Source organism: Pseudomonas sp. SWRI92 (assembly GCF_014268685.1).
Classification (GTDB): domain Bacteria; phylum Pseudomonadota; class Gammaproteobacteria; order Pseudomonadales; family Pseudomonadaceae; genus Aquipseudomonas; species Aquipseudomonas marvdashtae.
Genome location: NZ_JABWQY010000009.1, coordinates 171,554 through 193,271, shown reverse-complemented (window position 1 = coordinate 193,271; position 21,718 = coordinate 171,554). Strand labels below are relative to the sequence as shown.

The 21,718-nt window shown below is 62.6% G+C and carries 20 protein-coding genes; 8 read left to right on the top strand and 12 right to left on the bottom strand.

Annotated elements, in window-relative coordinates; genetic code table 11:
* The first annotated feature begins 71 nt into the window (after positions 1–71).
* Positions 72–992 carry a histone deacetylase gene (locus HU762_RS16185; RefSeq protein ID WP_186638702.1) on the top strand — a complete coding sequence of 307 codons (921 nt, stop codon included), beginning with the start codon at positions 72–74 and terminating at the stop codon, positions 990–992.
* 186 nt (positions 993–1,178) lie between these two features.
* Positions 1,179–2,414: a TIGR03862 family flavoprotein gene (locus tag HU762_RS16180; RefSeq protein WP_186638700.1), complete on the top strand. Its 1,236-nt coding sequence runs from the start codon at positions 1,179–1,181 to the stop codon at positions 2,412–2,414.
* A gap of 76 nt (positions 2,415–2,490) precedes the next feature.
* Here the strand turns inward: HU762_RS16180 and HU762_RS16175 are convergent, their stop codons facing one another.
* From HU762_RS16175 to HU762_RS16155, 5 genes are all read right to left on the bottom strand, one after another.
* On the bottom strand, positions 2,491–3,828 hold the full coding sequence (locus tag HU762_RS16175; RefSeq protein WP_186638698.1) for a DEAD/DEAH box helicase: 1,338 nt from the start codon (positions 3,826–3,828) through the stop codon (positions 2,491–2,493).
* A 58-nt stretch (positions 3,829–3,886) separates the two neighbouring features.
* On the bottom strand, positions 3,887–4,789 hold the full coding sequence (gene yedA, locus HU762_RS16170; RefSeq protein ID WP_186638696.1) for a drug/metabolite exporter YedA: 903 nt from the start codon (positions 4,787–4,789) through the stop codon (positions 3,887–3,889).
* A gap of 223 nt (positions 4,790–5,012) precedes the next feature.
* Positions 5,013–5,624: a 3'-5' exonuclease gene (locus tag HU762_RS16165; RefSeq protein ID WP_186638694.1), complete on the bottom strand. Its 612-nt coding sequence runs from the start codon at positions 5,622–5,624 to the stop codon at positions 5,013–5,015.
* 21 nt (positions 5,625–5,645) lie between these two features.
* The gene (locus HU762_RS16160; protein WP_008012653.1) at positions 5,646–6,125 is read right to left on the bottom strand and encodes an NYN domain-containing protein; all 480 of its coding nucleotides are present in this window, start codon (positions 6,123–6,125) and stop codon (positions 5,646–5,648) included.
* 128 nt (positions 6,126–6,253) lie between these two features.
* A complete protein-coding gene (locus HU762_RS16155; protein WP_186638691.1) occupies positions 6,254–7,009 on the bottom strand; it encodes a DUF2076 domain-containing protein in 756 nt (251 codons plus the stop codon).
* Positions 7,010–7,189: 180 nt separating this feature from the next.
* On the opposite strand from HU762_RS16155, the gene HU762_RS16150 reads away from it, so the two are divergent.
* Positions 7,190–7,849: a hypothetical protein gene (locus tag HU762_RS16150; protein ID WP_186638689.1), complete on the top strand. Its 660-nt coding sequence runs from the start codon at positions 7,190–7,192 to the stop codon at positions 7,847–7,849.
* The gene (locus HU762_RS16145) at positions 7,846–8,925 is read left to right on the top strand and encodes an endonuclease/exonuclease/phosphatase family protein (protein ID WP_186638687.1); all 1,080 of its coding nucleotides are present in this window, start codon (positions 7,846–7,848) and stop codon (positions 8,923–8,925) included. The genes HU762_RS16150 and HU762_RS16145 overlap by 4 nt, the downstream gene beginning before the upstream one ends.
* Positions 8,926–9,026: 101 nt before the next feature.
* Here HU762_RS16145 and HU762_RS16140 read toward each other — a convergent pair whose 3' ends face one another.
* The 3 genes from HU762_RS16140 to hrpB form a co-directional block, all read right to left on the bottom strand.
* Positions 9,027–10,187: a mandelate racemase/muconate lactonizing enzyme family protein gene (locus HU762_RS16140; protein ID WP_186638685.1), complete on the bottom strand. Its 1,161-nt coding sequence runs from the start codon at positions 10,185–10,187 to the stop codon at positions 9,027–9,029.
* A 177-nt stretch (positions 10,188–10,364) separates the two neighbouring features.
* The gene (locus tag HU762_RS16135; protein WP_186638683.1) at positions 10,365–11,375 is read right to left on the bottom strand and encodes a LacI family DNA-binding transcriptional regulator; all 1,011 of its coding nucleotides are present in this window, start codon (positions 11,373–11,375) and stop codon (positions 10,365–10,367) included.
* A gap of 87 nt (positions 11,376–11,462) precedes the next feature.
* Complete coding sequence (gene hrpB, locus HU762_RS16130) at positions 11,463–13,979, bottom strand: ATP-dependent helicase HrpB (RefSeq protein WP_186638681.1); 2,517 nt, start codon at positions 13,977–13,979, stop codon at positions 11,463–11,465.
* A gap of 95 nt (positions 13,980–14,074) precedes the next feature.
* Between hrpB and HU762_RS16125 the strand changes: the two genes are divergently transcribed.
* Complete coding sequence (locus HU762_RS16125; RefSeq protein WP_186638679.1) at positions 14,075–14,494, top strand: polyribonucleotide nucleotidyltransferase; 420 nt, start codon at positions 14,075–14,077, stop codon at positions 14,492–14,494.
* Between the two features lie 27 nt (positions 14,495–14,521).
* Positions 14,522–15,415: a cation diffusion facilitator family transporter gene (locus tag HU762_RS16120; RefSeq protein ID WP_186638677.1), complete on the top strand. Its 894-nt coding sequence runs from the start codon at positions 14,522–14,524 to the stop codon at positions 15,413–15,415.
* 133 nt (positions 15,416–15,548) lie between these two features.
* Here the strand turns inward: HU762_RS16120 and HU762_RS16115 are convergent, their stop codons facing one another.
* Positions 15,549–16,550 (bottom strand): DUF6515 family protein, encoded by a 1,002-nt coding sequence (locus HU762_RS16115; protein WP_186638675.1) that lies wholly within the window; start codon positions 16,548–16,550, stop codon positions 15,549–15,551.
* Positions 16,551–16,964: 414 nt separating this feature from the next.
* On the opposite strand from HU762_RS16115, the gene HU762_RS16110 reads away from it, so the two are divergent.
* Complete coding sequence (locus tag HU762_RS16110) at positions 16,965–17,444, top strand: Lrp/AsnC family transcriptional regulator (protein ID WP_135847313.1); 480 nt, start codon at positions 16,965–16,967, stop codon at positions 17,442–17,444.
* A 119-nt stretch (positions 17,445–17,563) separates the two neighbouring features.
* Entirely contained in the window at positions 17,564–17,773 is a 210-nt protein-coding gene (locus HU762_RS16105) for a DUF2788 domain-containing protein (protein ID WP_039594082.1), read from the top strand.
* Here HU762_RS16105 and HU762_RS16100 read toward each other — a convergent pair.
* The 3 genes from HU762_RS16100 to HU762_RS16090 form a co-directional block, all read right to left on the bottom strand.
* Positions 17,768–18,334, bottom strand: coding sequence for a pseudouridine synthase (locus HU762_RS16100; protein WP_186638756.1), 567 nt, complete (start codon positions 18,332–18,334; stop codon positions 17,768–17,770). The genes HU762_RS16105 and HU762_RS16100 overlap by 6 nt on opposite strands.
* Before the next feature lie 146 nt (positions 18,335–18,480).
* The gene (gene amn / locus HU762_RS16095; RefSeq protein ID WP_186610902.1) at positions 18,481–19,980 is read right to left on the bottom strand and encodes an AMP nucleosidase; all 1,500 of its coding nucleotides are present in this window, start codon (positions 19,978–19,980) and stop codon (positions 18,481–18,483) included.
* A 72-nt stretch (positions 19,981–20,052) separates the two neighbouring features.
* Entirely contained in the window at positions 20,053–21,699 is a 1,647-nt protein-coding gene (locus HU762_RS16090; RefSeq protein WP_186638673.1) for an acyl-CoA dehydrogenase family protein, read from the bottom strand.
* Positions 21,700–21,718: the final 19 nt, after the last annotated feature.

Genomic DNA, 21,718 nt, shown 5'->3' with positions numbered 1-21,718 from the left:
TTCACTCCCTTTCCATGCCCAGAGTTTACATCGCTGGTAGGATCCGTCACTCGATCGCCACTGAAAACACCATGCCGCTGCCGCTGATCTACCACGAAGACTACAGCCCCGAATTTCCCCCGGAGCACCGTTTCCCCATGGACAAGTTTCGCCTGCTGCGCGACCACTTGGTGGACAGCGGCCTGACCCGGGACGCGGACCTGTTGCGTCCGGCGCTGTGCCCGCCGGAGATTCTCGCCCTGGCCCACGATCGCGCTTATATCGAACGCTATATGGGCGGCGAGTTGTCCCGCGAAGACCAACGGCGCCTTGGCCTGCCCTGGAGCGAAGCCTTGGCCCGGCGAACGGTGCGCGCCGTCGGCGGTTCACTGCTGGCCGCCGAGCAAGCGCTTGAGCATGGGCTGGCCTGTCACCTGGCCGGCGGTACGCATCACGCCCACTACGACCACCCGGCGGGCTTTTGCATCTTCAACGACCTGGCGGTGATCAGCCGCTACTTCCTGGCCAGTGGCCGGGTCTCGCGGGTGCTGATTTTCGATTGTGATGTGCATCAGGGCGACGGTACGGCTCGAATACTCCATGACACCCCGGACGCCGTGACAGTTTCCTTGCACTGCGAAAAGAATTTTCCTGCACGCAAGGCGCATAGCGATTGGGACATTCCCCTGCCGATGGGCATGGGTGACGACGCGTACCTGCGCGTCGTCGATGACGCCCTCAACTACCTGCTGCCGCTCTACCAGCCGGACCTGGTGCTGTATGACGCCGGGGTCGACGTTCACAAGGACGATGCCCTCGGTTACCTGAAGTTGACCGACGAAGGCCTCGCTGCCCGCGATGAAAGCGTGATGCGCCATTGCCTGGGGCGGGACATCCCGGTAGTCGGCGTGATCGGCGGTGGCTACAGCAAGGACCGCAAAGCCTTGGCCCGCCGTCACGGGATCTTGCACCACAGCGCACAAAAGGTCTGGGTGTCATCAGGCTGTCACTGAAACCTGCGCTTTACCCACAATGGCTGTGGAATGGCCTGTGGATAACCTGAGCGAAACGGCTTACAGCCTGTGTTGCCTCTAGTCCGCGCCGGACTGGTTGTTTTTTGATCAACCCAAGCTCCGATGCTCCCGGAAGAACCGGTGCTGCTAGAATGCTGCGCCTATTCCAGCCCCAAAGTTCAAATCATGACCTCGACTGCCCAAGCTTCTTCTCCCAACGTCGCCATCATCGGCGGTGGCCCCGCCGGTCTGATGGCGGCCGAGGTGTTGAGCCAGGCCGGCATCCAGGTCGACCTGTACGACGGCATGCCATCTGTGGGTAGGAAGTTTTTGCTGGCCGGTGTCGGCGGGATGAACATTACCCACTCGGAAGCGTTCCCGGCGTTCCTGTCCCGCTACGGCGAGCGTGCGCCGAACGTCGCCCCGCTGTTGAGGGCGTTCGGAGCGGATGAGTTGTGCACATGGATTCACGGCCTCGGCATCGAGACCTTTGTCGGCAGCTCGGGGCGGGTATTCCCTACGGACATGAAAGCCGCGCCGCTCTTGCGCGCCTGGCTCAAACGCTTGCGCGATGCCGGCGTGGCGATCCACACGCGCCATCGCTGGCTCGGTTGGAACACCGACGGCAGCCTGCGTATCGCCAGTCCAGACGGTGAAAAGTCGCTGCGGCCCAACGCAACGTTGCTGGCATTGGGCGGCGGCAGCTGGTCACGCCTGGGATCCGACGGTGCCTGGATGCTGCCGCTGGAACAGCGCGGTATTGCCCTGGCGGCCTTGCAGCCGAGCAACCGCGGATTCGACGTGCCGGCCTGGAGCGATCTTCTGATCGGCAAATACGCCGGCGCCCCGCTCAAGAACATCGCCATTGGTCTCAACGACGACGTGCCGCGCCTCGGCGAATGCGTCATCACCGCCACCGGCCTGGAAGGCAGTCTGATCTATGCACTGTCGGCGCGGATTCGGGAGGCTATCAACCAGCATGGACAGGCCACTGTTCATCTGGATCTGCTGCCTGGCAGGCCTGTGGACAAAATTCTTCAAGCGCTGGGCAAACCGCGCGGCTCACGCTCGATGGCCAAGCACTTGCACGGCCAGCTGGGGATCGATGGGGTCAAAGCGGCGTTGTTGCGAGAACTCACGTCGGCCGATTGTTTCACCGACATGGCGCGGCTGGCCCAGGCGATCAAGGCCTTGCCCGTTACCCTGGTGAAAACCCGCCCGCTGGACGAAGCCATCAGCAGCGCCGGAGGCGTGACCTTCGAAGCCTTGGATGAGCGGCTGATGCTCAGGCAACTTCCCGGGGTTTTCTGCGCGGGGGAAATGCTCGATTGGGAAGCGCCGACCGGGGGTTATTTGCTCACAGCGTGCTTTGCCAGTGGCCGGGCGGCGGGATTGGGGATGGTGGAATTCCTGAGGCAGTGATCGTTCCCGCGTTCGGCTTTTGGGACGCAGAGCGTCCCGGGCTGCATTCCCACGCGGAGCGCGGGAACGATCATCTTCAGGGCTTACGCTTGCGTGGCCCAGTATTGAACACCGGCACTTTTCGCACAGGCTTCACCGAAGGTTCGACCGGTCCCGCGTCGCCACTGTCCACCCACTTGCCCAGGTTGCGCTTGCCGCCGCTGCCTTGGGTTTTCGGTTTCTTCGGCTTTTTCGGTTTCTTGACAACCTGGCCGCTGGCATCGGTGTCCGGCACGCGGTGTTCAGGCTCGAAGTCGTGTTCCATCTGCCGCGGCAAAGTCTGACGGGTCAGGGTTTCGATGGCTGACAGCAGGTTCACTTCATCGGCGCAGACCAGGGAAATCGCCTGCCCGGTGGCGCCCGCCCGTCCCGTGCGACCAATGCGGTGGATGTAGTCCTCGGCAACGATTGGCAAATCGAAGTTCACCACCAGCGGCAAATCCTCGATATCCAGCCCGCGTGCAGCAACGTCGGTCGCCACCAGGATTTGCACTTCGCTGGCCTTGAAGCGGTCCAGCGCACGTTGGCGGGTGGCCTGGGGTTTGTCGCCATGGATGCCATCGGCGTTGACGCCCAGCCCCTGGAGTTTTTCCACCAACGCATCGACGCCGTTGCGGGTCTTGGCGAACACCAGTACTTGCTTCCACTTGTGCTTGCGCATCAGGTGGACGAACAGTTCCGGCTTGCGTTTCTTGTCGACCGTCACCACCCACTGCTTGACCGTGTTTGCCGCCACGTTGCGCGGGCTCACTTCGATGCTCAGCGGGTCGTTGAGCATCTGCCCGGCCAGCAGGCGGATCGCGTCGGAAAACGTCGCCGAGAACAGCAGCGTCTGGCGCTTCTTCGGCAGTGCCTTGTAGATGTTTGCCAACTCTTCGGAGAAACCCAGGTCGAGCATGCGGTCGGCTTCGTCCAGCACCAGGGTCTGCAACTGGTTGAACTTCAGTGCGTTCTGACGGAACAGATCGAGCAAGCGCCCTGGCGTGGCAACCAGCAGGTCGACACCTTTGCGCAACTTCATCATCTGTGGGTTGATGCTGACGCCACCGTACACGGCGTAGGTGCTCAGCGGCAGGTTCTGCGCATACTGGCGCACGCTTTCATGAACCTGCTCGGCCAGCTCGCGGGTCGGCACCAGGATCAGCGCCCGTACTGAATTGGCCGTGACCTTTGGCCCTTCGGTGGCCAACAGCTGCAACAGCGGCACGGCGAAACCGGCGGTCTTGCCGGTGCCGGTCTGGGCCGCGGCCATCAGGTCGCGACCAGCGAGCACCGCCGGCATGGCTTCGGCCTGGACCGGCGTCGGCGTCTGGTAGCCGAGCGTCTCGAGGGCGCGCAGCAGGGGTTCGATCAGGCCAAGGGTGGCGAAAGTCATGGAGATACCGTAGGAAAAATCAGCGCAAGGTGTGCAATGCGCGGCAGTTTACCCTAAATCAGGATTCGGCCGGTGCAGGCTTGGGCTTGCGCCACTGCGGCAAGCCGATCAACACCACGGCGCTGATGATCACCAGCATCGCCAAGGCCTCCTCGACGCCGATGGTTTCTCCGGCGAAGACGATCCCCAGCAACACCGCCACCGCCGGGTTGACGTAGGCATAGCTGGTGGCCGCTGCCGGACGCACGTGCTTGAGCAGGTACATGTAGGCGTTGAAGGCGATGATCGAGCCGAAACCGATCAGATAGACCAGCGCGAACCAGCCTTCCAGCGGCGGCATGTGATCCAGGTGCTCGCCGCTGGCGAAGCTGGCGATCAACAGCACCACGCCGGCGACCAGCATTTCCACGGCACTGGCCATCGCCCCGGCCGGTAACGGCAAGTGTCTGCTCAATACCGAGCCAAAGGCCCAGGAAGCCGCCGCGAAGACCAGCAAAGCCGCCCCCAACGGGCTCGATTGCAAGTTGGAACCCAGGTTGAGCATGGCGATGCCGATCAATCCCAACACAATCCCTGCCCATTCCAGACGGGTATTACGTGCGCCCCAGAAATAGCCGCAGAGCAAGGTAAACAAAGGCACCGTCGCCACGGCCAACGCCGCCACCCCAGACGCCACGCCCATGTGCTCGGCGACACTCACCGCACCGTTGCCGAACGTCAGCAGCAGCACGCCAATGAGTGCCCCGGCTTTCCATTGCACCCAGGTCGGTGCCGGCGCCCCACGCCAACGCAGGAATCCGTACATCAGCGACCCGGCGATCACGAAACGAATCCCGGCCAGCAGCAAGGGCGGCCAATGCTCGACGCCGATGCGAATCACCAGGTAAGTCGAACCCCAGATGACGTACAAGGCGAAGAAGGCAGCGATCAACGGCAACGGAAAACGACGTGGGACAGGCATGTTCAACTCGAAGTCAGGACGATGAGAACCGTTCATTCTAGAAAGGCGACAGGCAGAAAATAAGCTACAAAACCTGTTTATCCGAGCCATACACTTTTCAAGACCCGGAGATGTTGATCGTCCCCACGCTCTGCGTCCCTAAAAAACCGGACGCAGAGCGTCCTATGAGGAATTCCCACGCGGAGCGTGGGAATGATCGACGATCAAGGGTGATGAGGTGTGTTCAGAACCCGCGATGGCGCTTGAGATGCTCGTTGATCTTCGCCGCTGGCACTTTCTGCAGACTGCATAGCAGATCATGGGACAACGCCCGCAACCCATGCTTGTGTCGCAGTTCCAAAGCCAGGTGCGCGGTGAGGTTGGCGGCCATTTCGGCGTCGGCCATGGCCCGGTGAGCCTGGCCGGTGTGGGGCAAACCGGCGAAGACATTGAGCGTGCCGAGCTTGTGGTTGGGTGCCGCCGGCATCAAGCGCCGGGCCAGCAACAATGAACAGGCGAAATTCTGCAGACGGGTACGTTTTATCCGCCCGAGTTCGAAGTCCCAGAACTTCTGGTCGAAAGCGGCGTTATGGGCCAGCAACGGCGTGGTGCCGACGAACTCGTTGACCTCGTTCATCACCCGCTCGGCCGACGGTGCGCTACGCAGCATGGCATTGCTGATGCCGGTCAGTTGCTCGATAAACGCCGGGACGCGGACGCCGGCATTCATCAGGCTCTGATAGCGGTCGACGATCCGCCCCTGCTCCAGCATGACCACGGCAATTTCCGTGGCCCGGCAGCTGCTGCTCGGGGTGATGCCGGTGGTTTCAAAGTCGATGACTGCGATGCGTTCCAAACCTGTGGGGCTCCTTGAGGATCAGTTCTTGAGCAGCAATGCGCCTTCGATGGGCACGTAGCGGCTGGCGGCGCGGATCAGCGAGTTGGCGGTCAACCCCGGCACGCCGTAGGCCACCGCTTGCACGCCGTGCTTGCTGATGATGCGCTCGAGCAGCATGTCGAAATCGCCATCGCCGGAGGCCAGCACCACTTCATCGACGTGGTCGGCGGCGTCCATGATGTCGAGGGTGATACCCACGTCCCAGTCGCCCTTGGCCGAGCCGTCACTGCGCTGGATGTAGGGCTTTAGCTTCACGATGAAACCCAGGTTGCGCAGGATCTGCTGGAATTGCTGCTGCTTGCTGTCGCCGCGATCGATCGCATAGGCATAGGCTTCGACAATCTGCCCCTGCTTGCTGACATCAGCCCACAACGCCGCATAGTTGAAATGACAGCCGTAGGCTTGGCGCACGGTGTAGTAGAGGTTTTGGACATCGGCGAACACTGCGATTTTTTTCACCGCGTTTCCTCATGAATGCACACACGCGCAGGCCACCCGGCCCGAAAAGTTGCCCAGTATGCCAGCCTCGAGGAACGTTCCGCGAATAATCGGCCCGAGGCGCCAGGGCGCCCCGGACGAATGGCGGGTCAGACGAAGGAATCGTCGTCGCCGAAGAAGGACGAATCGTCGCTGTAGTCCGCGTCGCTGAAGCCGCCCGGGGCGTTGTCGACGCTACCGCTGTCGGCCACCCGCTGGTCATCGCCCCAGCCAGCGTCGCCGCTATTGGCGCTGTCGTTGACGGGCTGTGCCGGTTCTTCCCTGAGAATCTCGACGATCTCCTGGGGTTGATTGCTGTGGAACAGGCTGCTGATGCCTTGGGCCAGCATCACACCGCCGGCCACGCCCGCTGCGGTTTTCAGCGCGCCGCCCAGGAAACTGCCCGCCGCTGGAGCTTGCTGTTGCGGCGCGCCATAGTTGCCCGGCGCCGCGCCAAAGCCTTGCTGGGCCGGCGAATTGAAAGCAGGCCGTGCCGGTTCGCGCCAGCCACTACCGCTGGAGGCCGGCACGCTGGCCGGACGCGAATCGCGGCTGCTGCCGCCGAAAATACTTGAGAGAAAACCACCACCGCCGCTGGGTGCCGCAGTCTGGCTACGGGCCTGCTGCAACTCGGCCTGCAATTGCTCGACCTGCTGGGCGAGCTGCTTGTTCTGCTCATCGAGGCGCTTGATCGCCGCCTCCTGCACCAGGATCGCCTGGGCCATGAAATAGCCCGCCGCAGGCTGGTTGGCCAAGTGCTCCTTGATCCGCGCCTCGGCCTGGGCGTCGCGCGGGGCTGAATCCTTTTCGGCCTGTTGCAGCCGTGAAAACAGTCCATCGATCAGGGTTTGTTCTTCGCTGTTCATGGCGACCTCATCAGATTGCCGGATAAAAAAACCGAGCCGGTCCGCAAAAGACCGGTGCCGGTCAGTAATGGGGACCACCGGGAAGCTTTCAATGGTCTTTACCTGATGTTTACGTTTGTTTATGCGCTCACCTGATGGGTAAAGTGTCGGACCGCTTTTTCTGAACTGCGATACCGACCCATGAATCCGTTAGAAGTACTGCGCGACTCCTTGTATTTTTTCAAACGCCATCTGGGCCGGATCGCCCAGCTGTGCCTGCCGTTGGTGATACTTGAAGCGGTGCTGCAACAAGGGGTGGACAGCGCCTTCGGGGCCGAAGGGTTTTCCGGCTACAGCGTAATCGTCGGTCTGTTGGTGTACCCGCTGTACACCGCCGCGTTGATTCTGTACCTGGATGCTCGCAGTCGCGGCGAAGCCCCGCTTGCTCGAGACCTGCTCGCGGCCGCCCTCCTCCAATGGCCACGCTTTGCCTTGCTGACGGCCCTCAACACGCTGTTGATCCTGGTTGGCATCTCCCTGTATTTCCTGCCGGGCCTGTGGTTGATGGTGGTCCTGGCTTTCGGTGAATACCTGCTGGTGCTGCGGGGCCTGGCACCGCTGGCCGCCATGAAGGAAAGCCTGCGCATGAGTCGCGGACATTTCTGGCGAATCCTGTTGTGCATTTTGTCGGTGATGGTGCCGCTGTGGCTGCTCAAGGGCGCCAGCGTCTCGGTGTACCCTGAGCCCCAGAATCCGTTGATCAGTTTGCTGATAGACAGCGTCCACAGTTTCCTGCAACTGTTTACCACGGTGGTGCTGTTCCGAATGTTCATGTTGATTGCAGAAAAACCCGAGCCATGACCCGTCTGCTGCGATACACCTTGCTAGGCCTGTTGTTGCTCGTCGGCATTGCGGCCTTTTCCATCTATGGCCTGACCTGGCGCCCCCAGGCCCGGGAGGCGCTGCCGGTCAGTTGCGCCGCGAATGCCGCGCCGCTGGTGCCTGGACAGGCGTTGAAGGTGATGACCTGGAACGTCCAGTTCCTCGCCGGCAAGCGCTACGTGTTCTGGCACGACCTGGCCCAGGGCGACGATGAAAGCCCGACCCTGGAAGACATTGCCTTCAGCCTCGACGAAGTCGCACGGGTCATTCGCGACGAGCAACCGGACGTGGTGTTGCTCCAGGAACTGGACAACGGCGCCAAGGCCAGCGACTACCAGGATCAGCTCAAGCTGTTGCAGGAGCGTCTGGCCGACCTGTATCCCTGCGGAACCAGCGCCTTCGACTGGAAGGCCGACTTTATCCCCAACCCGCGCATCTTCGGCAGCGTTGGCCGGCAGTTGGCGACGCTGAGCCGCTACCGCATCGACCATGCCGAGCGAGTGCAATTGCCGGTGGCCGAGGCGAACTTCATCAGCCGTCAGTTCCAGCCAAAAAATGCTCTGCTGATCAGCTATCTGCCCCTAAGCGACGGCGGGCAACTGGCAGTGCTCAATACGCACCTGGAACGGGCCGCGCAACCGGATGACACCGCCCTGGCCCAAGTCAATGCCGTATCCAAGGCCCTGGACAAGCTCGAGTCCGCCGGCACCCCTTGGTTGATCGGCGGCGATTTCAATCTGTTGCCCCTTGGCCAATATCGGCGCCTTCCGGCCGAACAGCGCTCGCCTTATTCCGCCGACAGCGAGCTACACCTGTTGTGGGATAAATATCCGATGATTCCCACCAACAACGAGGCCAGCGGCATCGACCGCGCACACTGGTTGACTCACTACCCGAACGACCCCGGCCTCAACGGCCCCGACCGGACCGTCGACTACCTGTTCTACAGCCCGCGCCTCAAGCGGGTCGAAGCCCAGGTCCGACAGGACGACACGTTGCGTATTTCCGATCATTTGCCGGTGATCGCGCGGTTTCTGTTGCCGGCGGCACCCTGAGAAGCGCCACAGCGTTACCGACGACGCTGCCGCGGGTCGTCGTCAGTCCTCGAAGAGGCCATACAGTGGCCTCGTTAGCGGGTTCGTATACAACACGGCTATCAGGGACGTGTCCCGACCGTCGCCTCCTGCACCGTCCACGGCTTGACCTGCTCGCTGAGCGTCAGTCCAAGACCTGGCCGAGTGGGCACGAGCATCCGCCCGTCACGGGTTTCCAGACGCTCATTGAACAGCGGCTCGAGCCATTCGAAATGCTCGACCCAGGGTTCGGTCGGGTACGTCGCCGCCAAGTGGACGTGCAGCTCCATGGCGAAATGAGGCGCCAGCATCAAGCCGGCCTGCTCGGCCATCGCCGCCACCTTCAGATACGGCGTGATCCCCCCCACGCGTGGCGCGTCGGGCATCAGGAAGTCGGCACCGCGCAGTTTGATGAATTCGGCGTGCTCGGCAACGCTGGTCAGCATTTCACCGGTCGCAATCGGCGTATCGAATTGTTGCGCCAATGCGGCGTGGCCCTCGGCGTCGTAACAATCGAGCGGTTCTTCGATCCAGGTCAGGTTGTACGCTTCAAATTGACGACACATGCGCTGGGCTGTCGGGCGATCCCATTGTTGGTTGGCGTCGACCATCAGCGGGAAGTCGTCGCCCAAGTGTCTGCGCACCGTGCTCACCCGCTGGATATCAATGGCGCAGTCCGGCTGTCCGACTTTCAACTTGATGCCGCCGATACCTTTTTCACGAGACAGGTCGGTGTTCTTCATCAGTTGATCCAGCGGCGTGTGCAGGAAGCCTCCCGAGGTGTTGTAGCAGCGCACTGAATCGCGCTGGGCGCCGAGCAGGCGCGCCAGGGACAAATTCGCCCGCTTGGCTTTCAAATCCCACAACGCCACGTCGAACGCACCGATGGCCTGCGTCGACAGGCCGCTACGCCCCACGGAGGCGCCGGCCCAGCACAACTTGGTCCAGAGCTTGGCGATGTCGCTTGGGTTTTCGCCAATCAACGCCGGTGCTATTTCCTGGGCGTGGGCGAACTGCCCAGGCCCACCGGCGCGTTTCGAATAGCTGAAGCCAAGGCCGCGATGCCCGTCGATGGTTTCAATCTCAGCGAAAAGGATGGCGATTTCGGTCATCGGCTTTTGCCGGCCGGTGAGCACCTTGGCATCGCTGATTGGATTGGCCAGCGGCAAGATCACCGAAGAGACGCGGACCCAGGCGATACGGTCGCCGTCGGAGGATCCGTTGGTTTTCTCTAATGCGGACATGCGCGTACTCCTTGGTTGCTTCGATTAAATTCCACCGTGTTCAGGAAGATGATTGCGCAATCATCTCAACGTTTGAAAAAGGGGCTTCGTTCGACGGTACGCAAGCCCCTCAGGCGGAATACTACATTGATTGCGCAATCATTCAAGCAACAACAGGCCACGTGGACGCATGCATACTTAGGTAGTGGCTCGGTCAATCAGCGTGAAACCCGTGTCGATGCGCACGTTTTTCAAGGACGAAGGGTTGTCGAATCGGTCAAGCAGCGCCTCAGCGACCTGTAAGCCGATTTTCTTGCCATCGACGCTGACGGTGGACAACGCGGGGTAGACATGGGCAGCGCTGCTCAAATCGCCAAACCCCATGACGGCAAGGTCGCCGGGCACGTTCAAGCCTTGGCTTGCGGCTTCGGCCAGGACGCCTTGAGCCACCGTGTCCGAGCTGCACACCACGATGTCGGGGCGTTTCGACAGGTCCAATAACCGCCGCAGCCCTTCCCGCCCGATCTCAAGGGTGGCGGGCGGTGCGAGGACTTCCATCGGCACCTGCTCGATGCCCTGGCGCTTCAGTTCGGCAACAAGACTGTTGCAACGACGCAGGCCACGGGGGTCGCTGATGGTCACCACGGAGAAACGCTTGTAACCCTTTTTCAGCAGATGACGCGCCGTCTCCTCCCCGACCTTTTCATGGGAAAAGCCAACCAGCATGTCCAAGGGGTTTTCACTCAAGTCCCAGGCTTCAACCACTGGGATACCTGCCTGGGCGAGTCGCAGACGGCTTGATTCGGTGTGAAGCGTACCGGTCAGCACGATGCCATCCGGGCGGCGGCCAAGAACGGCCTCCAGCAGTTTTTCTTCCTGCTCCGGGCTATAGCCGGTAAGCCCCACCAGGGTTTGATAGCCCGCCTGGGCCAGGCGGTCCATCAGCGATTGCACGGTGTCGGCAAAAATGGAGTTGGCGATGGTTGGCAGGAAAATCGCCACCAGGCGGCTCTTGCTGCTCGCCAAGCCACCGGCCAGCATATTCGGCACATAGCCCGATTGGCGCACCGCTTCGCGGACCTTGTCCCGGGTGTTCTCGCTCACCAGTTCCGGTCGGTGCAAGGCCCTGGAAACTGTCATTGGCGACACGCCCGCGATCCTGGCCACGTCGATCAACGTCAAGCTGGGCGTTGCTGGTTTTTTTGCCATGGATTTTTCCGAAGCATTGAGTGTGCATTGGGCAATTTGCGAGCGCGTAAATCTAACATCCGCCACCGCGCCCTGGCCCGCGGTGTTTTATTTTCGCGGTTTGGCCCGCGCGGTTGCCTCCGCCACCAGCGGGTCGTCCGGCCAGTAATGCTTGGGATATCGCCCCTTGAGATCTTTTTTCACCTCGGCATAGGTGCTGCGCCAGAAGTTCGCCAGATCCTGCGTCACTTGCACCGGTCGACGCGCCGGCGATAACAGGTGCAGCTTGACCACCTGCCGCCCACCGGCGATACGTGGGGTGTCGGCCAGGCCAAACAGCTCCTGCAAGCGTACCGCGAGGACCGGCGGATGCTCGCTGTAATCCAGGCGAATCGATGAGCCCGAGGGCACGCTTAAATGGTGGGGCGCCAGTTCGTCCAAACGCTGCGGCAAAGGCCAGGGCAACAGGTTGCGTACGATGCTCGACAGATCCAGGCTGGCAAAATGACTGAGGCGCGAGACCCGTCCCAGGTAGGGCATCAACCAATGGTCGAGACTGTCCAGCAACGCCGTGTCACTGACGTCCGGCCATTCGCTCTCGCCTTTGGCCTCCCTATCGAGCCGGCGCAGCAGCGCCACCCGCGCCTGCCATTGGCGCAGCTCTGGCGTCCATGGCAGCAGCTCCAGCCCCTTGCGCCGCACCAGGTTGACAAGGGCCTGATTACGGGCGGATTCATCCAGGCCGGTCAGCGGTTCGCGGCTGAGTACCAGTTCGCCGACCTTGCGCTGGCGCTCGGCCCGCAGCACGCCTTCGCGCTCGTCCCAATCGAGTTGATCCACGGTGCGCACTTGCTCGGCCAGCACCGAATCGAAAAGCGCCGGATCGAAGTCCGTGGCAAGGTAGATTCGCTCTTCGCGCTGGCCCTGGCGACTGCCCAAATCGGCGATCACCAGCCACGCTTGTTTCATCAGGCTGTCAGCTTCGGCGAACAGCGCCGCACGGCCGTTGGCCAGGCGATACTCCGCGCCGCCGGGCCGGCGCTGCTGGGCGACGCGGTCCGGATACGCCAACGCCAGCAAGGCGCCGAGCCAGCGCGGATGATCAGGATCGGTCACCGCCTCTTCGGCCTTGCCCCGCAGGTAGCCGCGATATTGCCTGGCCAACTGCCGGGCCCGTTGCACCCCACCCTGAGCGCCCCGCGCGGCGCGCTCTTCGCCGCAAAGCAAGGCCAGGCGACTGTGCAGGTCCGCGCCGGCACCGCGCAGAATGTCGCGCTCGCCCAACAGCGCGGCGACGTTACAGGCCATGTCTGCCAGGCCCAGCGCCTGGCCGCGCAACAACAGATGGGCGATACGCGGGTGGGCCGGCAGTTCGGCCATGGCCTGGCCGTGGCGGGTCAGTTGTTCGCCCTCCAGCGCGCCCAGGCGTTGCAGCAGGTCTTGGGCCTGGGCATAAGCGGCGGTTGGCGGAACATCGAGCCAGACCAATTGCTGCGGCGTCACGCCCCAGCGCCCCAGTTGCAGGGCCAACCCGGCCAGGTCCGTCGACAGAATTTCCGCGCTTGCGTAAGCAGCCAATTGCTCATGCTGGTCTTCGGACCACAACCGATAACACACACCCGGCTCCAGTCGCCCGGCCCGACCGGCGCGCTGGGTGGCGCTGGCGCGGGAGATGCGCTGGGTGTCGAGGCGAGTCATGCCGCTGCCCGGATCGAAACGCGGTACGCGGGCCAGTCCGGCGTCGATCACCACCCGCACGCCGTTGATGGTCAGGCTGGTCTCGGCGATGTTAGTGGCAAGGACGACTTTGCGTTGGCCGGGCGGTGCCGGGTCGATGGCGGCACGCTGGGCGGCGAGGTCCAGCTCACCGTGCAACGGGCACAGCAACACATTGCCGCCCTCGCCCAGCGCCTCGGCCAGTTGTTGATGGACCCGGCGAATCTCCGCCTGCCCGGGCAAGAACACCAGTACGCTGCCAGTCTCGTCGTGCAAAGCTTCGAGCACGGTCTGCACCAGCCGCGGCTCGATGAATTCGCCGGGCTGGAAGGGCCGTCCCCAGCGCACCGTCACCGGGAACATGCGGCCTTCGCTGCGCAGGATCGGCGCGTTATCCAACAACCCGGCCAGGCGCTCGCCTTCCAGGGTGGCGGACATCAACAGAATCTTCAGCGGCTGGTCTTCACGAAACAACTCGCGGCCGTTGAGGCTCAAGGCCAAGGCGAGGTCGGCATCGAGGCTGCGTTCGTGATACTCGTCGAAAATCAACAGTCCCACGCCCTCCAGCGCCGGATCATCCTGCAAACGGCGAGTCAGGATGCCTTCGGTGACCACTTCGATGCGGGTCTTGGGGCCGACTTTGCTGTCGAGACGAATCCGGTAGCCGACCGTTTCGCCGACTTTCTCTCCCAACTCACTGGCCAATCGCTCGGCCGCCGCCCGCGCCGCCAGGCGCCGGGGTTCGAGCATCAGAATGGTTTGCCCGGCCAGCCACGTTTCGTTCAACAAGGCCAGGGGAACACGGGTGGTTTTACCGGCACCGGGGGGCGCTTCGAGCACCGCTTCGTGGCGCAAGGCCAAGGCTTGGCGAAGCGCGGGTAAAACTTCATCGATCGGCAAAGAAATCATGCTGGCTCCAAAACAGAGGGCCGAGTATAACGGCGAACTGTTTAGCGTGGTCTGGACTCCAACCAGCAACGCCCTTACCTGCTCAGGAGATTGCTATGCGTATTCCCTTTCGCGTGATCGGCGGCGTCCTGGTCGCCAGCCTGCTGACCCAGATCAGCGCCTGTGGCTCGATCTTCTACCCGGACCGTCGCGGCCAGATCGACGGCAAGATCGACCCGGCTATTGCCGCGCTCGACGCCGTCGGCCTGCTGTTCTACATCATTCCCGGCCTGATCGCCTTTGCGGTGGACTTCGCCACCGGCGCGATCTACTTCGAGCCGGGCAGAAGCGTGCAGATCGAGCCAGAGAAACTCAAGCCGGCCATCAACCCCGACGGCACGATCAATAACCAAAAGCTGCAAGCCATCCTGGAAAGCGAGCTGGGCCGCAGCTTCCCGTTGGACGATCCGCGCCTGATCCAGCACAAGGGCAACGTGCAACAACTGGCCACGCTCGGTCTCGTACCTGCCGCATAAAAGGCGCAACCCAAGGAAGACCGCGCCATGACCACCAGCACCGAACACGCTCGCCTGCTACGCCTGGCCACCCGGGCGTCGGTGGCCGTGGCGTTCATCCTGATCGTTGCCAAGGCGCTGGCCTGGTGGCTAAGCGGTTCGGTGAGCATGCTCGCCGGCCTGACCGATTCGACGCTGGACGGCGTCACCTCGCTGCTCAATCTGCTGGCGGTGCATTACGCGCTACGCCCCGCCGACGATGACCATCGCTACGGCCATGGCAAGGCTGAGTCCTTGGCCGGCATGGCCCAGGCGCTGTTCATTGGCGGCAGTGCGGTGTTGATCGCCTTGCAGGCCTTCGAGCGTCTGAAAGCGCCGGTGCCAGTCGAGGCGCCGTGGCTCAGCGTCGGCGTGATCGTGTTTTCCCTGGCGCTGACCTTGGCGCTGCTGGCCTTGCAGCATCGGGTCGTGCGCGCCACGGGCTCCAACGCCGTGCGCGCCGACTCCCTGCATTACCGCTCGGACCTGCTGCTCAACGGCAGCATCCTGGTTGCGCTGATCCTGGCCGGCTTCGGCTGGTATCAGCTTGATGCCTGGTTCGGCCTGGGCATCGCCGCCTACATTCTGTGGAGCGCCGTGCAGATCGCCCGGGAGAGCTTCGCCGTGCTGATGGATGAAGAACTGCCGCCGGAAGTCAGCCAGCACATGCTGGAACTGGCCTGCGCGGTACCCGGCGTGGTCGGTGCGCATGACCTGCGTACGCGGATCTCCGGGAACCATTGGTTTGTGCAATTGCATCTGGAATTGCCGGGGGAACTGACCTTGTCAGTCGCCCATGGCATCAGCGACCAAGCCGCCGATGCGATCCATCGCGCCTATCCGAAGGCCGAAGTGCTGGTGCATGCCGATCCGTTGGAGGTGGTGAAGCGAACCAGCACTTGATGTCCGAACCCGTGGCGAGGGAGCTTGCTCCCGCTCGGTTGCGCAGCGACCGTAAAAATCCTGGGCCTGCTGCGCAGTCCAGCGGGAGCAAGCTCCCTCGCCACAAGAGCGGCATCCTGCCTGCCGCCAGAACTCAGTACGTCACCTGATACCCACGACTGCTCAAGCAACTGCCTTGCGCCTGGCGATAGGTCTGTACCACTTCCGGTGCCGGTGGGTAGGTGTAGTTGCGCGGATCGAATCCGCTCTGCTGCACCGCCCAGCGATAACAGTCGTAGCCATCCTGATTGACCTGCTCGGGCGACTGGCCGTTGGCCGGATAAGCCACCACATCAAAGCTGTTGCCCTGGGGTTGCGGCTGCGGGTTGGCGACCGGTGCCTCGACCACGACGTAATCCCGGGTATTGGCTTCGTAGATGTAATAGGCGCCGGCCGCGAGGAAGAACAGCGAGCTGCCGATCCAGACCTCGCGGGCATAATCGGGCAGGTAGCGGGTGCGAATGCCCCGTGGCGGCTGCACCACGACATAACGCGGTCCTTGCGGACGATACCAATAACCGCCGGAGTAGAAATAATCGTGGCCGCGATAAGGCACGCGGTAGTTGCGATCCGGGAATCGGTCGATTACATAACCCGGGCGATACTGCGGCCCAGGCCCCCAGCCGTTGCCATGCCCGCCCGGCCGACCAGGCCATTGCTGGTCGGGATGGCCGTCATGGCCGGGGCGTGGGTTCGGGTAGCCATCGTTGCGACGGGGAATATCGCGGTAGTAGCCCGGTTGCGGCTCGCGAGTCTGGGTCACGTTATCGGGCCGGCCCTGGATCGGCAGGTTATTGCCGGGTTGCTGCTGCGGCGGGCGACCGTGGGCGTTAGGATCCTGGGGTGGCCGATCGTAGTGCTGCCCGCCTGGGTTCTGCGGCTTGACCTCGAACTGACGGCTGTTGTCGCCCCGAATGATCTCATTGCTCTGCGGACGCGGCTGGCCCGAGTAACCCTGGCCGTTGCCGCCGCGCCCGTCCTGCCCGCGACCGCCTTCCGGCCCACCACGGTTTTGCTGATCGTCGGCCACTCCCTGCGCACTGACACTTGCCCACAACAGACCAACACCTGCCAAACGCCAGATGCGCGACTTCATGAAATTCCTCACAACGGTTCGGGGCCTGATGATGAGACTGGAAAAGCCCAGGCCGGTTCTGCGACAGGTTATCAGCCACGGGGTTTATTTCGCAGGCATTAAAAAAGGGAGGCCCGTCGGCCTCCCCTTGAGAATCTAGTCCGTGCGCGACGCTTATGACGTCGGCTCACCTCACGCCGTCTTCTGGACAGTGTGCAGCTCGGGGGTCTGCCAGTACCGGTGGGTACTGCGACCGCAGCCGGCCGGATTGGGCGGGCTGCACTGGACTGTTTGTCCGAGCAGTGATCTTGGTGGTAAGCATAGGCCGGAGGTGCCGACAGATGATTGCGAAGATTGCTTAAATAAACACTACTTGCGCAATTTTTACCCTTGGATGGATAATCTTCCGCAATTAACCGGATAAAGGCCCGCTCGATGAGCAAACTCGACCGCTACGACCTCAGTATTCTGGCGGAATTGCAGCGCGACGCGCGTATCTCCAACCAGGAATTGGCCGAACGCATCGGCCTGTCGCCCTCCCCGTGCTCACGGCGGGTCAAGCAACTGGAGGACGACGGCTACATCTCGCGCCAGGTCGCCCTGCTCGATCGCAAGATGCTCGGCCTTAGCCTGACTGCCTACGTACTGATCGGCATGGACCGCCACACCCCCGAGCGTTTCGAAAACTTCGAAGCCGCGATACGTAATCTGCCGCAAGTGTTGGAATGCAGCTTGGTGACCGGCATGGATGCGGACTACCAGCTCAAGGTAGTCGTGCCGGACATGGACCATTACCAGAAACTGTTGCTGGGGCACCTGACGCGGATCGATGGCGTCACCAGCGTGCGTTCGAGTTTTGTGCTGAACCAAGTGCTCAACAGCACCGAACTGCCGCTCACCCACCTGCGAAGCTGACCGCTTTTGTGGCGAGCGATGAACAGCTGCGACACACCGCCGCAGGCCAGTCCTGCACCCCGGCCCCATGCCGTATACTCGGCCCGCCTTTTCAATCCCGCCCACGCCGGAGTGCCCCGATGGATCCTGCTGTTTTCGAAGAGTGGATGATGACCGGCCTGGTCAGCATCCTGATCATTTTCATGGGTTTTATCGTTTGGGACCTGGCGAAGAAATCCAAGGCAGGGCGTTTTGGCTCGTTCATTCTGTTTTTTGTACTGGGCCTTGGCGTGGCAGCCTTCATCATCAAGAGCGTGGTGATCGGCCTGATCGAATCCGGCACGTTATAAGCGCGCCGGCACTTCCTTCCACTGGCCCTGATCAAGCCCTTCGATCGTCCAGTCGCCGATCCTGACCCGCACCAGGCGCAACGTCGGCAAGCCGACCGCCGCGGTCATGCGCCGCACCTGGCGGTTGCGTCCCTCACGGATGACCAGCTCCAGCCAACTCGTCGGCACGCTTTTGCGAAAGCGCACCGGCGGGTTGCGCGGCCACAATTGCGGCTCGTCCAGTTGGCGGGCCTGCGCCGGCAACGTCATGCCGTCGTTCAACTCCACGCCGTCGCGCAGGCGCTGCAACTGTTCGGCGCTGGGTTCGCCCTCTACTTGCACCCAATAGGTCTTGGCCAACTTATGCTTGGGGTCGGCAATACGCGCCTGCAATTGTCCATCGTTGGTCAGTAGCAACAGACCTTCGCTGTCACGGTCCAGCCGTCCGGCCGGATAGATGCCGGGCACGTCGATAAAATCCTTGAGGGTCGCCCGCCCTTCGCCGTCGCTGAATTGCGTCAGGACATCGAAGGGTTTGTTGAACAGGATCAGCTTCGGCTCGGCCGGCGGGGCCTTGGCCACACGGCGCGGCGCGGCGGCTGGAAGCTTCGCGCCAGGACGACGGGAAGCAGGGCGTGGAGGACGGGGCATGGCGGCAACAACATCTAACGGTCAGGGCCGACCATGCTAGTGGCCCGACCGTTAAATGACCACCGTTCAGAACGGCATCAGCGGAACGGCGGCTCGTCGAAGCTGCGCAGTTTGCGCGAGTGCAAAGAATTGAGCTCGGTACGCAACAGGTCCAGCGCCGCGATCCCGATCTTGAGGTGCTGGTTGACCGCCCGCTCATAGAACGCGTTGGCCGAGCCCGGCAGCTTGATCTCGCTGTGCAGCGGCTTGTCCGAGACGCACAGCAACGTGCCATAAGGCACCCGCAAACGGTAACCCTGTGCGGCGATGGTGCCGCTTTCCATGTCCACCGCCACCGCGCGGGACAGGTTGATCAACGGACGTTCCTGAGCCCAGCGCAATTCCCAGTTGCGGTCGTCATAGGTCAGCACAGTGCCGGTGCGCAGACGCTTCTTCAGCTCGTCGCCCTTTTCCCCGGTGACGTTGGCTGCCGCTTGTTGCAAGGCCATCTGCACTTCGGCCAAGGCCGGAATCGGAATATTCGGCGGCACCACGCGGTCGAGAATGCCATCGCGACGCATGTAGGCGTGGGCCAGCACGTAGTCGCCGATGGTCTGGGACTGCCGCAGCCCGCCACAGTGACCGATCATCAACCAGCAATGCGGGCGCAGCACGGCCAGGTGGTCGGTGATGTTCTTGGCGTTGGACGGGCCGACGCCGATATTCACCAAGGTTACGCCGTGACCGTCGCTGGCCTGCAAGTGATACGCCGGCATCTGGTAGCGATGCCAGACCACGCCAGCGGCGATGGCGGAGGCTTCGCCGTGGTCCATGTTCTTGTCGATGATCACGTTGCCCGGCAAGACCATGCGCACGAAACGCGGGTCGCTGCGCAACTGCTCCAGACCGTGGACGATGAATTGATCCACATAGCGATGATAGTTGGTCAGCAGGATCCACGGCTGCACATGGCGCCAGTCACTGCCGGTGTAATGCACCAATCGGCGCAGGGAGAAATCCACCCGCGCGGCGTCGAACAGCGCCAGGGGCAATGGATCGGTGTTTTCCCAGTCGTACAAGCCGTCGGCGATGCCATCGGTGGCGGCCGACAAGTCGGTGCTGGGGAAAACCCGCGCCAGCACGGCGGCGGTTACGCCCGAACCGGCCAGCTCATCGCCCTGCTCCACCACGTACGGATAAGGAATGTTCTGCTCGCTGACGCCCACCTCGACGGTGACGGTAAAGTCATGCATCAGTGGAACCAGCTGTTCCAGAAGATATTTGCGGAACGCGGCCGGGTGAGTGACGGTGACGCTGTAGGTGCCGGGCAACTGGACCTTGGCGTAGGCGCGCGTGGTTTGCGGGACTTCGCCATGGCAATGGTAGGTCAGGCGCAGGGCCGGGTAGCGAAACAACGCCCGTTGCTCGGCGTCCGGCTCGATGCGGTCCTTGAGGTAGCGCTTGAGCGCCTGGTTCAGCGCGCTGGTCGCACGCTCGTGCAGGGCCGCCAGCCGGTCCACGGCTTGCTCGGCGGTTTGAACGACAATAAACGCTTCGGTCACGATCAGCTTCCTGTGTTCTGACTTGCAGGCCTTCATCTTGCCTGCATCGTGGTCCGACGGGAACAGTGGCGTATTGGGCGCTATCACTTCACAGCGTCACGGTGGCTCCTAAAACGCTTGGGGCGTTGACCGGGCGACGATGGCCTCGACATTCAAGCCACGCGGCAAGGCACCGTAGACCCGGCCACCACAACCAAGGCGACTGGCGATGAACGCATCGCTGACGTCACTGTTGCCCGCCTCGAGCAGCAGCTTGGCTTGCAGGCCGACCGCGATGTCCTCGGTCAATTGTCGGGCGCGGTACTGGATGTCGTCGGTGTCCTTGAAGGCCGCGTGCAGTTGGTCGATATGCCCGGCCAGACGCTCTTCGCCGTGGCCGTTACCCAACTCGCTGAACAGCACTTCGAGCGCGCCCGGTTCCTTGGACAGGGCCCGTAGCACGTCCAGGCACTGCACGTTGCCAGAACCTTCCCACGTCGAGTTGACCGGCGCTTCGCGGTAAAGGCGCGGCAGGATGCTGTCTTCGACGTAGCCGGCACCGCCCATGCATTCGGCGGCTTCGTTGATCATCGCGGGGGCCCGCTTGCAGATCCAATACTTGCCCACCGCCGTCACCAGCCGGGCGAACTTGGCCTCGTGCTCGCTCAGATGGTCCAGCGCCCGGCCCATGCGCAGGCTCAAGGCCAACGCCGCTTCGCTTTCCAGCGCCAGGTCGGCGAGCACGTTTTGCATCAGCGGCTGTTCGCTCAACAATTTGCCACCGACCTTGCGGTGCGCGCAGTGATGACTGGCCTGGGTCAACGCCTGGCGCATCAGGGCGCTGGAGCCGACCATGCAATCGAAGCGGGTCATGGCGACCATTTCGATGATAGTCGGCACGCCTCTTCCCTCTTCGCCGATCATCCAGGCCAGGGCACCGCGAAACTCCACTTCGCTGGAAGCATTGGAGCAGTTGCCGAGCTTGTTTTTCAGCCGCTGGATATAGAACTGATTGCGCGTATCGTCCGGGCGATGGCGCGGCAACAGGAAACAGGTCAGGCCCTTGTCGGTCTGGGCCAGGGTCAGGAAGGCATCGCACATCGGCGCCGAACAGAACCATTTGTGGCCCACCAGCTCATAGGCCTGGCCGGGGCCGCTGGCGCCTACCGGATAGGCCTTGGTGGTGTTGGCTCGCACATCGGTGCCGCCCTGCTTTTCGGTCATGGCCATGCCGAGGGTGACCCCGGCTTTATGGGCCATGTCGACGTTACGCGGGTCGTATTCGGTGGCCAGCACTTTCGGCAGCCAATGCTCGGCCAGATCCGGCTGCAGGCGCAGCGCTGGCACGCTGGCGAAAGTCATGGTCAACGGGCAGCCGGTGCCGGCTTCGGCCTGGCTGTGCAAATAGGTCATCGACGCACGGGCGACATGGGCGCCGGGTTGCGGATGGGCCCAGGGCAAGCTGGGCAGGCCATGTTCGACGGCGGTACGCATCAGCTGATGGTAGGCGGGATGAAACTCCACCAGATCGATGCGATGGCCGTAACGGTCGTGACTGGAAAATACCGGTTTGTTCTGGTTGGCCAGGAAACCCGCTTCCATCAACGGTCCGCCGGCCAAGGCACCATAGGCATCGATCCGCGCCTGCGCCCAACCGGCGCCGAAACGCTGCGACCACTCTTGCAGCGGCAGATCGATGCGGAACAGGTTGGCGCCATCCAGGGAAGGAGGCTGGTTGGTGACGTCGTGGGTTTCGGCGAACTGATGCAGGTTCATGACGGGGCTCCTCGGCCGG